The organism is Paenibacillus sp. 2TAB26 (assembly GCF_052115145.1).
GTDB lineage: Bacteria > Bacillota > Bacilli > Paenibacillales > Paenibacillaceae > Pristimantibacillus.
The window spans coordinates 43,123-57,591 of the sequence record NZ_JBFRGC010000008.1; the positions used below are offsets into that span (position 1 = coordinate 43,123).

Consider the following 14,469-nt stretch of genomic DNA (forward strand, 5'->3'; position numbering starts at 1 on the left):
CTTTTCGTGAACGATAGGGAAAGCAGCCTCATTTTTTTGCAAAAAAAAGAAAAGGGGCTGTTGCGCTAGCAGCAATCGTCATCTGTCTGACAGCCCCTTTATCTATTTGGTGAAAGCTGCTATTCTGCCTTTTTCTCTTCCTCAGGCTTTGGTTCAGGCTCTACGAATTCACCTTTCAGCCTTAAAGCAAGCTCCTCAAGACCAATATTTACAGCATCCTCGATTTCCGCTACCTTGGAGGCAGGCTCCAGGTTCTGATCGTAGAACCCAACATCGGGAATGAGCGCTAAACCACTGTGTACATTGCCTTGCATTTGCTGACCGATGAACGCAATGTCCGACACACCATAATTTTTCAGCTGCAACAGCGTTTGAAGCGATTCCTCATCACGCAACTGAGTGAGAGCAATTTCATCCATCCAAATTTTCTCTTCGCTTTGCGCTTTCCACGCTAGTGCATCCAAGATAAGTCCTGTTTTATCAAGCTCTTTGTTCGTTACCGGCACTGCGATCGAAGGAGCATCATGGCTTACCCAATCAAGGTAATCGTCTGTGTTGTTGCCCATTGGCAATGGGATAAAGCCAAAGTCACTTTCCATTTCATAAATCGGATCAATAACGCCTCTGCCTCTGGAGTAGGCTAAAAACAGCGATTTCCCTTCAGCAAAAGCTTTCACGTAAGCGTCCATATCCTCGCCTTCGTTTTTCGGGAAGAACGTATCACCTTTTTTCGCCATCTTCTTAATCATTTCAATCGTCTCATATGCTTTTGGTGTATTTACTGCATATTTCATTTTTCCATCACTGGCGATATCAATGATTTTATTGCCGGATGCCAGATAAAGCGCTACAGAAATATCCCAGTCATGTCCAGTCGCCAGTCCATAACGGTCATTGCTGTCCATCACGCCATCACCATTTAGATCACGTTTTGCCGCTTGCTCCATCTCGAGCATTTTCTGGAATGTCCATTGTTTGTTTTTTACCAGCTCATAAGGATTTTCAAGACCTAGCTCTTGAATAATGCTTTTGTTGAATGCCAGAACCCATACTTCATCCCCTTGGTTAGCGAATGGAGCTGCTGTTCCATATGTTCTGTTGTCATAAGTGAGCAAGAATGAAGTGTTGTATTCCTTCCAATAATCTTGATCCATCCGAAGGTTAGGAATCGTATTCATGTCCACAATACGCTTGCCGTTGATATGTCTTCCCAGCTCCCAAGTAGGAGCAACGATGATGTCAGCGTATTTGTCGCCCGCCAGTACCGCCGCGCCAAACTCTTCCTCGGAATGTTTTCTCACTTCAATTTTTACGTTGTACGTTTCTTCTACCCACTTGATTCGATCAATAATGGCATTGGCATGATCAGAGCTTCCTTCTTGCGGGAACCATCTGTTCGCATTGTTATCCGCAACGATAAATTTATAACCGCCTAAATCTTTTACTGGAGGAGCTCCGTCATCTGGTGTTGCTTCCGGACTTGGCGAGGCTGTATCTTCTGCCTTATTCGTTGCTTCAGCCGTCTCCTTGTCTTTGCCTCCGCCGTTATTACTTGTGCAAGCACTCGCAAAGATGGAAATAATGAGGACGCATACGACTAACAAAAACATTCTCTTTTGTTTCATTTTTCTGCCCCTTTCAAATCTTTTATTTGTTATGCAAGTCCTGTCCGCAGCGGAGTCAGGCCCGCTCTAACACAAGTGGAGGTCAAACCAATTAAAAGAGATGCTGTTTCTTGTCTTCTACGAGCTTATAAATAAGTTCACCGAGTAAGCTGTTAGCCCATGCAAACCACGGTCTCGTGAATTCATTCGGATTGTCTACGTGAAAACCCTCATGCATAAAGCCAGTACCGCCATCTGAGCTGATTATCGTTCTAAGAAGTTCTTGTATTTCTGCGTCGTTGTCTGAAGTTAGCGCTTGCATGACTAGGCTGATATGCCATATGTAATTCGTGGGAGTATGTGGGCTTCCGATTCCTCTAGCTGCTTTTCCTGCGTAATAATAGGGATTCTCTTCACTTAAAATAAACCTTCTCGTATTCTGATAGGTCATATCCTCTTTGCTTGTATATCCGAGATAAGGAATCGACAGCAGGCTTGGCACATTCGCATCGTCCATCAAGTTGTAATTTCCTAAGCCATCTGTTTCGTAAGCATATATTTCGCCAAACGTTTCGTGCTTGTAGATGCCATAAGCTTTAATGCCGGCATCGATTTCGCTGCCTAGTTTCTTGGCAGCGAGCGCCAGTGTTTCGTCTTTGTATATGTCTTGGGAGATTTCTTCCACATATCTCAGTACAACAACAGCGAACATATTCGCAGGAATCAAATAATGATATTTGCACGAATCATCGCTTGGCCTAAAGCCCGACCATGTCATCCCTGTATAGGCAACGGGACTCCCTTTTCCATCGTGGCTTAACGTATCCGATTCTGGACAATTAAATCTTTGGAAGCTGTAGCTCGATTGTTCTGCATGCTTCTGCTCGACTGTCCATAGCCCAATAATTTTGTTAACCGCTTCTTTAAAAGCATCATCAAACATTGCGGTGCTGTTTGTTGCCTTCCAGTACAAATAAGCGAGCTGTATCGGGTAACACAGGGAATCAATTTCATATTTTCTTTCCCATACCCATGAATTGCCCTCGGTTACATCTTCCGTATGTCCCTTGTTGTCCGGGCCTTTGTTGAATGCGTTTGCATAAGGATCAATCTGGATATATTGCATTTGCCTTTTGATAAGTCCCTCTATCATTTTCTGATAGTGGCTGTCTGAAACAGCCAGTGGAATATAATGCCGAACCTGAGCAGATGAATCACGAAGCCACATGGCTGGTATATCACCCGTAAATACAAAAGTGGTTCCATCCTCTAGCCATTCCGTCGTCGTCTCCAGCGTGTTATAGAAGCAGTTTTTATAAAACTTAACGATTTCAGGCCACTTTTCCAGAGATGAAATCAATGCGTCACTCTTTTTCATATCGGTAATAGACAGATTCATTCGCAAACATTCCTCCTAATGGTGATCCTTCTACAAGTTGGATAAAGCTTTGTGATAAGCGCTTACAAATAGTATATTATAAACAATATGTCAACATGTCAATATACCAACTAGTAATTTCCTTAATTTTTTTACAAAATTTGAATACAAATGGGCTGGAATCGCATTGGAACGCACAAAAAAAAGAGGGAGCAGCACCGGCGGTGCAGATCCCTCTTACCGTATTATTTTAATATGACTGTGGTGTAAGCTGGAATGGTCAGTTTCCCATTATCCAACTTAGCCCCATCATTGCTTGAGTGAATGATCCCCTCGAATGATCCAAAAGTTTTGGATGGCTGAAGATCAGTCATCTGATCCTCGCCCGATAGATTGTGCACAACGAGCACTCTCTCGCTAGCAATGACGCGAACATATACACTTAGTTTCTGATTGGCAGGCTCCAGCTTAAACTCGGCTATTCCGCCATTGCGCAAAGCAGGCTCCTCGTTCCGCCACTTTATGAGCTCGCGATAATGGTTTAACAGCGAATTCTTATCTGCTGTCTGTGCCTCAACAGATACCGTCTCGGCATTCCCATTGAATCGCGATTTCTCCCAAGTGGTTTGCCCTTCTCCTCCACTTGCTGCGCTATACCAAGGCATTGGCTCACGAATGTATTCATCCGGCTTAGCCCCTTTCATGCCCAGCTCCTCACCATAATAAAGGTACGGGGTGCCTGGCAAAGTAAGCAGCATTGCAGCAGCCATCTTGGCATGATTGATATTGCCGTTTAAAACCGTCATGACACGATTCTGGTCATGATTGCTTAGGAACGGCGCATCAACAAATGTACCACCAGATGATTTCTCGTAAACGCCGTATGCACGTCCTAGAGAATAAGCTAAGTCTGCATCCTTCTCCGTACCGGCTGCACTCAGCAGCCGACCAGCTAGATCAAAGTGGAATGCGGAGTTCAGCGCTTGGTCAAAGTAAGGCGCAATAACCGTTAGTGAATCCCAAACCTCTCCGATCAGATAAGCATCTGGCTTCACTTTGTTCATGCCAGCTCGGAACTCTTGCCACCAAGCTTTATTTTTCGCTTGAATCTCAGGCGTGCTGGCCGTAGACGCGAAGTCGCCGTAAATATGCTTTGCCGCATCAAGGCGGAAGCCGTCCAGCCCCTGCTCCAGCCAGTATTGTCCGATCTTAATCAATTCCTCGCGAACCTTCGGCTCGTCAAAGTTCAGATCGGGCATGCCTTCCCAGAAGACACCTAAATACTTGAGACTGCCATAGCTATGCCATGGATCACCGCCAACTGCCCCATCTGCTCTAACCTTCTCACCTTGTTTAGCAAATGTGTACCAGCTGCGGTAAGGACTGTTCTCATCCTTTAATGCTTCTTTGAACCAAGGATGTTCCTTGCTCGAATGATTAACGACAAGATCCATAATAACTTTAATATCGCGCTTATGCGCTTCATCCAGCAGCTTCTGCAAATCATCCAGCGTGCCGTATTCCGGATTTACCGCATAATAATCGGTTGTATCATAGCCATGGTAGCTTGGCGAAGCGTTAATCGGCATTAGCCAAATACCGCTAACCCCAAGCTCCTTTAAGTAATCAAGCTTAGCGGTTACACCATTCAAATCGCCGATTCCATCTCCGTTCGTATCATAGAAGGAACGGACAAATATTTCATAGTATACGCCGCCAGGCTGCTCATCTACTGTGTAAGCAGCAGTGGAAGCTTCCCCGCTTGCACCTTCTTCATCAGCTTCTGCAGAAGCTGTGCTACTTGGTTTATTATTGTTCGCCGCCTCCTCTGAAGAGCAAGCAGCGAGCATAATAAAGATTAGCGAGCATAACAGGACTATCGCATAACGCAAACGGCTGCGGTTCATTCTCTTATCCTTTCGAAGCGCCAGACATCAGCCCTTGTACAAGGAAGCGCTGCAAGAAGATGAATAGGAGAGTAATCGGGATCGCAATCAACACCGCACCCGCGGCAAACAACGTGAAGTTGCTGTTCTGATAATTGCTTACAAGATCCCACATTCCTACAGCAAGTGTCCAGTTGTCTTTGCTTCGAAGTACCAATCTTGCAAAGATAAAGTCTACCCATGAACCAGCAAATGTAGTCAGCGCTACATAGGTTAACATCGGACGCGACAGCGGAAGCATGATTTTTACAAACACCTGCAGATGAGTTGCTCCGTCGATCCGAGCCGCTTCATCCAAGCTCCGAGGAATCGTATCGTAAAAGCCTTTAACGACAAAGCCACCGAGCACTGCACCAGCAGAATATACGATAATGAGCGCCGCATGTGTATCTAGCAGGTTAAGCTGCAATAAGAAGATAAAGATAGCGATCATACTCATGAAGCCAGGGAACATGCCCAGTACAAGCATAATCGTCAGTGTCATCTTACGGCCGCGGAAGCGGAAGCGCGACAACGCGTACATGCTGAGCGTGACCAGAATCGTAGAGAAGATCATCGTCAACGTCGCAATTTTGAGCGTATTCACGTACCAAACACCGTATTGGAAGCTTGGATTCGTAAATAACTCCTTATAATGAACAATCGTGAATGTATCAGGAATAAGACTGTCGCTAAACAGAGCCGTGCCCGGGCGAAGCGAGGATAGCAGCACCCAAAGAGCAGGATAGATAGCGCACACAGCTATAAATATTAGAACGACATAGCTAAGTGTCAGGCGCACAATATTGGCGGTTTTCCGGCCCATTTTCATTGAATCATATCCTCCTCTTTAAATGACCGTGAGCGGCGATAGTTATAAATAGAGAACGACGCTACGATCAAGAAAATGATGATACCGATCGCGGATGCCATATTGAACTGACTGTTGTTCAGCGTTAGCTTATACAACCAGGTTACAAGCAAGTCCGTGCTGCCGGCGTACTGGTAATCACCTTTAACCGGGTCACCGTTCGTGAGCAAGAAAATAACGTTAAAGTTATTCATGTTGCCAGCGAACTGTGTAATCAGAATCGGTGCCGTCGAGAACAAAATAAATGGCATCGTAATAATACGGAATTTCTGTATGCCTGTTGCGCCGTCAACATCGGCAGCTTCGTACAGGTCTTTCGGAATTGCAGTCAATACGCCTAGAATAAGTACCATTGAAACCGGGATACCAATCCACATATTAACGATAATAACCGTTACCTTTGCCCAAAATGGATCTGTCAGCCAAGGCAGCTTGCCCATACCAAAAAACTTTAAGTATTGATTGATCGGACCAAATTGTCCATTAAACAAATTTCTCATGACGAGCAAGGAGATCAATTGCGGAATGGCATAAGGAATAATGAACAATGTCCGCCATAGCTTTTTAAAACGAATGCCTTTTTGCTCAATTAGCAGCGCAACTAACAAACCGCCGAAATACGTCGTTACCGTTGCAATAACAGCCCATACAATCGTCCAAGTAAATACGCCAACGAATGTATGGCTCCACGTTTTCAAAGTCAATAGATTAGCAAACGTTTGGAAGCCTACCCAGTCAACCAGCTTAGCTGGCGGAATATGATCAGGCGATGCGTAGTTGGTGAAAGCAAGCATAATCATGAAGATAATCGGCATGATCGTTAGAAACAATACACCGAGCGCCGGAAGCGTAAGCAGTAAGTGCGGAAAATTACGATCCGTTACATAAGCCCACGTCTTCCGAAAGCTTGCTGGCGCCACTCCTGCGTCTCTTTGCTTGCCGTTCAGATAAGCATCGCGGATATTCATAACATAGATAAAGACAAATAGCAGGAATAAAATTAACGTTATTAATCCACTGATTAGAAGAAAGATCGAATGGTCTCCCTCTACACGAACACTGATTTTACCTATTTTCTCAAGCCCTTGCGTTTTCTCTCCGAGCGTGACAACTCCCCAAATCGCTCTTCCTAGGTTTGGAATAAAATACATGAGCGCCGCTGCTTCAACAGCAAGCATAATTAAGCCTTTTATAAATTGGCGGTTATACAATTGGCCAAGACCCATTACGAGTAACGACAATATAGCCGCGGTGCTGCGATGACGATTCATCCCGCCTGGCTCCCTTCCTTTCATATAAAAAAACTTGTTGCAACTTGCTAGTATGGAAAGTATCGCTTATAAAACATCGGTTCACCCGCCGAAGGAATTCGGCGGGTGAAACCGTTGATATGATGTTATTTCGATGCCGCTGCGCCGTTGTTAGCGTCTTTAATTTGTTGCACGGCATTGTCTAAAGCTGCTTTTGCATCTTTGCCGGAGTTCCATACGTCAGAGAATGCTGCTCCGATAGGAGTCCATACATTGCCCATCTCAGGGATGGAAGGCATTGGCGTCGATTGGTTGAATTGCTCCAAGAAACCTTTTACCACTTCATTGCCTTGTACAGTAGGATCTGCTGCTGCTTCTGTGTTCGCAGGAATAGCGCCTGTCAGTTCAAAGTTTTTCAACTGAGCTTCTTTTGTAGATGCATAGTAAGAGAATAGACGTGCTGCATTCGGGTATTTCGAGAATGAGTTAACATACCAAGCTTTAATGCCTGAGAAGGAAGAAGCCGGTTGGCCGTTGATGCTAGGCAATGGAGCTACGCCGAAATCGATGCCAGCGTTTCTGTAATCGCCGATAGTCCAAGGTCCGTTAATATCCATTGCAAGTGTACCGCCGATGAACAAACCTTTTTTAATATCGTAGTTGATATCGCCAGAGTTAAGCGGCAAAATGCTGTCTTTCAATGAACCGTAGTATTTCAAACCAGCGATTGCGCCTTCTGTGTTAAGGCCGATATCGTCTTTGTTTTGACCGTTATCGCCGTATACATAACCGCCAGTTGAGATGAACGGATAGCTGAAGTAGAAGTTTCCTACATCCCACATAAGACCGTATTTGTTGTTTTTCGTATCGTTGAACGTTTTCGAGAATGCTACTACCTCATCAAACGTTTTTGGAGCTTCTTTGATTAGTGCTTTGTTATAAAACAATGCGTATGTTTCTACCGAGCGCGGGTATCCATAAAGCACGCCGTCATAAGATACTGCATTTACTGCAATTTCCGAGTTTGCGCTTCTTGATTGCTCTTCATAGTAGTCATTTGGCAAAACCAATCCAGCTGTTACTGCTTTACCAAGGTTATCATGAGGGAAAAGAACAACGTCAGCGCCAAGACCTGCAGGGCCGTCTGTAACCAGCTTGTTTACTTGATCGCCTGCGCCGATTTCCTCGAATTTAATTTCAATGCCGTATTTTGCAGTGAATTCCTTCGCGATGGCTTCAACGAAAGGACGTTCCTCTTTACTTTCCCATATAAGCAGTGATGCGCCTTCTTCAGGAACGATTTCTTCTGATGCAGTACCTTCGTTAGCAGGTGTATTATTCGTTGGAGCATTTGTTGCATTTCCAGTTTTCTCTGTGTTTTCTGCCTTATTTGTTCCACCACAAGCGGAAACGATAAATAAGGCTGTGATTAATGACATTACAAACCACTTTTTCATGCTAGGTGATCCCCCTCCATAATGTGTTTCATGCCTTTTTTTTGAATTCGCGGCGTTCCAACAATTCCTCAAGCTCTTTTCTAATAGGCTGCATTCGCACAAACGTTTTATTCATCGTTCTGAAAAGCTTACTCCCATCATAAATTGGTAAACTCAACAATGCGCAAACGTTTGTACAAATCATACTAGAAAATAATTTGTGAGCGGTTTTTATGCCGTTTCACAGCTGAAAACATGGTGGAATTGTTTTGAAAGCGTTCTATTCGTGGATTCATCATACAACAAGGTGCACGGTTTGTTAAAACGTTTGCACAGTTCAATATTCCGCTTAAATACGGAGTTATCTTCAATTTTCTTCGATATTCTCCTTCTCATTCAGTTTTTCAATATTTGTGAAACGCTTACTTTAGATATATATTTACTTTTAGGCAACAGTTGCATTAGGATGAAGCATATAAAGCAAGCACGTTTGCGCGGGTGGGGGTTCAACTTAATATGGTAACCATTAAAGATATTGCAAAAGCTGCAGGGGTATCTCCTTCCACTGTATCAAGAGTCGTCTCTAATCATCCTAGAATTAGCAAGGCAACCTCTCAGAAGGTCAAACGGTATATGGAAGAAATGGGCTACCATCCTAACGTGATGGCGAAGAGTCTGGTATCAAAAACAACACAAACCTTAGCCATAATGCTGCCTCGACCAGCTGAAGAGCTGTTTCAGGACTTTTTCTTCGGTGAATTGCTTCGCGGAATATTGACGCAATCAACAAGAGCGGGATACGATATGCTGCTTACCGCAGCGACGTCGCCAAGCGACGAGACGGAAACCGTATCACGTCTTGTATTCGGTAGACGAGTTGACGGCGTTATCTTGTTATCCTCTCGGGTAAATGACCCTTTAATCGACCTATTGGACAAACATAAGTTTCCTACTGTATTAATAGGCCGCACAGAAAATCGGCCTAATATATTATCAGTCGATAATAACAATGAGCAAGCAGCTTATGATGCGACGCAGCATCTCATTGTCCAAGGCCATGAAAGAATCGGTTTTGTTAGCGGTCCGCCATCGTTAACCGTTGCACATGACCGGATGGAAGGCTACCGCAGAGCCATGTCCGAAGCCGGTTTGCCTGTTCGATCCGAATGGATCGTTGAAGGCGAGTTTCTTCAGCAAAGCGGCTATCGTGCCATGTCATTTATGATGAGCCTGCCCGAAAGACCTAGCGGCCTTGTTGTCATCGATGATGTAGTCGGATTCGGCGTATTGCGCGGCCTGACAGAGCTTGGGTACAAGGTGCCTGATGATCTTAGCATCGTAAGTTTCAATAACATTGCATTGTCCGAACTTGCAACACCGCCAATCAGCTCGATAGATATCGGAACCTATCAGCTCGGCTATACCGCATCACAAATGTTGATTCGTCTTATACAAGAAGAAAGCATACACCAGAACAGAATGATTATTCCGCATAGGCTGATCGTTCGCGAATCATCGATTCAAACCGTATCCAAGAGGAGTTGACAGCATGTCAAATAAAAAACCATTTTTAGTGGATGCCATTATCGGCAATTCCAAGTTTCTCGCATCGCTTGGCCGCACAGGCAAAATGTATCGCCTGTGGTGGCCGAACATTGATTTGCCGCAGCATGTAGACGCTATCCGCACAGGAATTCAGTGGGCGCAATCCCCTGTTTCCTGGTTTGATGAAGAAACGAACGGCTTCACTCATGAGACGGCATATGTTGCAAAAACAAACATTTTGCAAGTGAATGCTCGTACTGAACAACAGCCCGTTCAAGTGGACAGCTTGCATTTTGCTGTTCCCGGCCAAGATATTATCGTTCGTGAATACACGTTCACAAACGTCAGCAATCAAGCTGCTTCCTTCTCGTTTATCGTTCACTCTTCTTTTCTCGTAAGCGAGAATAATCTATATAACACAACTATGTTTAATGCCGCTGAAGACTCCTTGGTTCATTTCCGCCATAAGTATTATTTTGCGCTTTCAAGTGCAAACGTATGCACAGGTTATCAATCAGGAATCAACTGGGATAACGTTCAGCATGGGGAGTTGAACGGCAATAACATTGATATGAAGCCAGATGGTGCCTTGAACTGGCGCGTCGATGAGCTTGCAGCAGGCGCATCCGTAACGATTCCCGTCTATATAACAGCCGGCCATGATGAAGAAAGCGTACTGCAACAAATGCGTACTGCAAAAAGCAAAACAAGCGCAGAATGGGTTCAAGAAACGACAACCTACTGGCATGAATTTTTGGCTGCCGCTGCCCCTTGTCCGATTGACGACAACGAAATCTCAGATCTATATGACCGATCCCTGCTTATGTTCAAGCTCATGTCCGATGAGCAAACGGGAAGCATTATCGCTGCTCCAGAATTTGATGAAAATTTCACGCGCTGCGGGGGTTATTCCTACTGCTGGGGCCGAGATGCCGCATTCATTACAACTGCGCTTGATAAAGCAGGTCTTGGCGCTCTGTCCGACAGCTTCTATGCATGGACGCTTTCTGCGCAATCACCAGATGGTTCATGGCAGCAGCGGCATTATCATGATGGCAGCTTAGCGCCATCATGGGGTTTGCAAATTGATGAAGGCTCGTCGATTCTTTGGGGAATGTGGCAGCATTATTTGGAGAAAAAGGACTCTGATTTCTCTAAGCAGGTATGGCCTGCTGTAGAGAAAGGCGCATCCTTCTTGATGAGCTTCCTCGATGCAGAGAGCGGCTTGCCGAAGCCTAGCATCGACCTGTGGGAAGAGCGTGAAGCGTCGCATACGTACTCCTCAGCCGCTGTATACGGCGGGTTGACGGCAGCAGCGAGCTTTGCCGAGCTAGCAGGCAAACCTGAGCTTGCAGCTGAATGGACTGCTGCTGCGGAGCGGATTTCAGCAGCGATCAAAGAGCTATGCTGGAACGAGGAAGGCGGCCGATTCTACCGCGGAGTTGACCTAACGGTAAACGCAGGCAAATACGAGCAAGCCTTGGCAGCTGGCTCAACTGGTTATGTGACTGAAAGCAATAAAGGCTACAAGAAGCATGTTCTCGATCATGATGCTGTAATTGATATCAGCCTGCTTGGCATCGCTGTACCGTTTGGAGCGGTAGCGGCAGATGATGACTCCATGCGCCGCACTGCTGATGCTGTTGAAGCTGCATTGACTGTACCGGGCGTCGGCGGCATTAAGCGCTATGAGGACGATATCTATATTGGCGGTAACCCATGGATTCTCACTACACTATGGCTTGCTCACTATCGCATTCAAACCGGCAGCATTGATGAAGCGAAGCAATTGCTGAAGTGGGCGATGGACCATCGTACGGAGACCGGCCTCCTGCCAGAGCAAGTAGACAAAAACACCGGCGAAACCGCTTGGGTTGTCCCGCTTACTTGGTCGCATGCCATGTTTATATTAACGATTTTCATGCTTGCGGAAGCGGAAGCAAAGTAAAACCTGCTCTATCCGATTTTAAAAAATCACAAATACATCAAACCCCGACGGTTGCTTGAACCGTCGGGGTTTTTTATGCTTGAATTCCGCGCTGCTGATTTACATCAAGACCAATTGTAGACGGCAGTATCAGACGTGCCAGTCGAACTCGCAGGGGAAGTAAACGAGCGGTTCGTTCCACTCTCCCAGATGACATTGCCGAGACTGTCCTTCTTAATGAACTTGAATTCGAAGGTCGTCCCTTTCGGCACACTTACCGGCAGAAACCATACTGGATAGTTCGGATTCATCATCGCTTCCGTCGATTTAGCTGCATCCCAGCTGCCAAGCTCAGGAATGCTGCCGACGATATGAATATTTTGTCCAACTGTCGTTGTGGCATTGACCTTAAAGATGACCTGCACCTGATCACCCGACAGTACCTCGTAAGTAAAGCTATTGCTGACATTTGTTCCTTTCGTAACCGTAATGCTGCGTGAACCGGCAGCTACAGCTGGAACGACAGCTTCGATAAACGTATCATTGTTAGATACGATTGTTGCAGCAACCGTACCGAATTTCACGGTAGCCGTGCCGCCTAAGCCCGTTCCGTAAATATAAACGGTATTGCCTGGGCGTCCTGAGGTAGAAACAACATCTCCGATTCTTGGAACCGTAGTGCCAAGCGATGGATTGTACGCCAAAATGTTTACCTCGCCGCCTGAGAGCGTGAAGCTTGAAATTTTATTTTGCCCTGATACGCTCGCAACCGTATTCGACGCGCCCATTAGCAGGCCGGACAATCCATCTGTGTAAGTTCCTACAGGCAACGTTGTATTAATTGCAGGAACCGTATACGAAATATCTGGCTGTCTATTTACAGCGACAATCACTTGCTTGTCGTAGAACTGACGCTGGTAAACGAGAACATTGTCTGTGCTGTACAGAATGGAAGTTGTACCATAAGCGATCGCTTCGTTGGACTGACGCAAGGCCGATAGATTCTTGATTACTTTGAAAGCAGTTGTCGTCTCATCGAAAGCAGCCGCCTTCTGCATAAATGAACGGCCAGCAATATCGCTGCTGTCCGCGGAGGACATATACTGCTCCGTACCATAATAAATATTTGGTGTTCCACGTGATGTCATAAGCGTTGCGAGCGCAGCGTGATAAGGTTTATTGTTCGATTGAATATAGCGGAACCGCGTAACGTCGTGGTTGTCGAGGAATGTTACCGCTTGATTCTCATAGGAATAATCGGCGCTCGTTTGTGTCAGCATATTACCGAAAGTAGACATCGTCTCGGAGAAGTTGCCGAAAGCATTTGTTGCAGAACGATAAAATTCAAAATCAAGATTATTCACGCCTGTACGGTCAGGGAAGGTACGGAATTCATCATATTTCGGGTCAGGTCTGCTGATAAAAAATTCACCAAAATGAGTGAGCGGTCCGCCTGCAGCGGAGTCAATGGCGTCTTTTAAACCTTTTGTGAATGCAGGATTCATATGCAGCGTTGCATCATGGCGGAAGCCATCAACGCCCTTCGATTTCCAGAACGTCGCTGCCTTCTCCAAATGCGCAACTACATTGGCATTCTCTTGCGAGAAATCCGCAAGCGAGCCGAGTTCCTTATGACGGAAGCCATAACGAGAATTGTCGCCGGCGCGATCGCCTAATCCGTGAAACCAGCCGTTTACATCATTATTCGGGTCGGCGATTAGGTTTTCTATTTTGCCATCGTTGTTGTAATCGTAAGGGTTGCCAGCAGCATTGAAGGCATAATTACCACTTGCGTCTTTATCCGGCTCATAGAGCTTGCCGTCTTCTGGAGAATTGCCGTTAGTCGGGTTTTGCCAGCGGCTCGTATGATTCGTTACAAAATCAATGACCAGCTTCATTCCTTGATTATGGAGAGCATCACGAAGATTCTCAAAGTCCTTCATCAGCCCAAAATGCTGATTCGTCGCAAAATAATTGCGAACATGATAGCCATGGAAGCTCGTCCATTTATTCATGCCGCCGCCAGGCTGGTAATCCTCAATTACTGTATCTCTATTCTCGTAGGGTGCGGATATCCAAACAGCTGTTACACCCATATTTTTCAAATAAGGAATTTTGTCGATAATCCCTTGCCAATCCCCGCCTTGATAAAGCTTTAAATCATTGCCATCCCCTTTGCCATCGCCATTCGCATCATCAAATAAAGCAGCGGAGGAGCCAGCAGGGATATTATTGCTTGTGTTGCCATCATAAAATCGATCCGTAATAATTTGGTACACCGTATCCTTTGGCGTAACTGGACTAAGCGCGGACGATGCGGTTAATGCCTCTGCTTCTCTTGGATTAACACTAATTGCCGGCAATACAAGTGCTGCTGCTAATACGAACAAAGCTAACCTTTTCCCTATAACCTTCATCCATTCAACACTCCCCACTATTTTGAAATGCAGATTTATTGCCTAGTTCAACAAAATACCCTCCGTTTAGACGCATTATTTCACCTAGGCTCCTAGAAGTTTGGCATCACCCCCTT

At 45.5% G+C, this 14,469-nt stretch carries 9 protein-coding genes; 2 read left to right on the forward strand and 7 right to left on the reverse strand.

Features of this window, described 5'->3' with window-relative positions; all coding sequences use genetic code 11:
- Positions 1-119: 119 nt before the first annotated feature.
- The 6 genes from AB4Z50_RS10280 to AB4Z50_RS10305 all read right to left on the reverse strand — a co-directional run bounded on the left by AB4Z50_RS10280 (position 120) and on the right by AB4Z50_RS10305 (position 8,485).
- Complete coding sequence (locus AB4Z50_RS10280) at positions 120-1,625, reverse strand: ABC transporter substrate-binding protein (RefSeq protein WP_441878543.1); 1,506 nt, start codon at positions 1,623-1,625, stop codon at positions 120-122.
- 91 nt (positions 1,626-1,716) lie between these two features.
- Positions 1,717-2,982 carry a glycoside hydrolase family 125 protein gene (locus AB4Z50_RS10285; protein WP_441878869.1) on the reverse strand — a complete coding sequence of 422 codons (1,266 nt, stop codon included), beginning with the start codon at positions 2,980-2,982 and terminating at the stop codon, positions 1,717-1,719.
- A gap of 245 nt (positions 2,983-3,227) precedes the next feature.
- The gene (locus AB4Z50_RS10290) at positions 3,228-4,889 is read right to left on the reverse strand and encodes an alpha-amylase family glycosyl hydrolase (protein ID WP_441878545.1); all 1,662 of its coding nucleotides are present in this window, start codon (positions 4,887-4,889) and stop codon (positions 3,228-3,230) included.
- Positions 4,890-4,893: 4 nt separating this feature from the next.
- Entirely contained in the window at positions 4,894-5,733 is an 840-nt protein-coding gene (locus tag AB4Z50_RS10295) for a sugar ABC transporter permease (protein ID WP_076268893.1), read from the reverse strand.
- Positions 5,734-5,735: 2 nt separating this feature from the next.
- Entirely contained in the window at positions 5,736-7,049 is a 1,314-nt protein-coding gene (locus AB4Z50_RS10300) for a carbohydrate ABC transporter permease (RefSeq protein ID WP_076268830.1), read from the reverse strand.
- Between the two features lie 125 nt (positions 7,050-7,174).
- Positions 7,175-8,485, reverse strand: a complete 1,311-nt coding sequence (locus AB4Z50_RS10305) for a sugar ABC transporter substrate-binding protein (protein ID WP_441878547.1) — start codon at positions 8,483-8,485, stop codon at positions 7,175-7,177.
- Between the two features lie 495 nt (positions 8,486-8,980).
- Here AB4Z50_RS10305 and AB4Z50_RS10310 point away from each other — a divergent pair, with 495 nt between their 5' ends.
- Both AB4Z50_RS10310 and AB4Z50_RS10315 read left to right on the forward strand, forming a co-directional pair.
- Positions 8,981-10,009 (forward strand): LacI family DNA-binding transcriptional regulator, encoded by a 1,029-nt coding sequence (locus AB4Z50_RS10310; RefSeq protein WP_076268828.1) that lies wholly within the window; start codon positions 8,981-8,983, stop codon positions 10,007-10,009.
- 4 nt (positions 10,010-10,013) lie between these two features.
- Positions 10,014-11,957 (forward strand): glycoside hydrolase family 15 protein, encoded by a 1,944-nt coding sequence (locus AB4Z50_RS10315; RefSeq protein WP_441878550.1) that lies wholly within the window; start codon positions 10,014-10,016, stop codon positions 11,955-11,957.
- A gap of 104 nt (positions 11,958-12,061) precedes the next feature.
- Here AB4Z50_RS10315 and AB4Z50_RS10320 read toward each other — a convergent pair whose 3' ends face one another.
- Positions 12,062-14,353 (reverse strand): alpha-amylase family glycosyl hydrolase, encoded by a 2,292-nt coding sequence (locus AB4Z50_RS10320; protein WP_441878552.1) that lies wholly within the window; start codon positions 14,351-14,353, stop codon positions 12,062-12,064.
- Between the last annotated feature and the right edge of the window lie 116 nt (positions 14,354-14,469).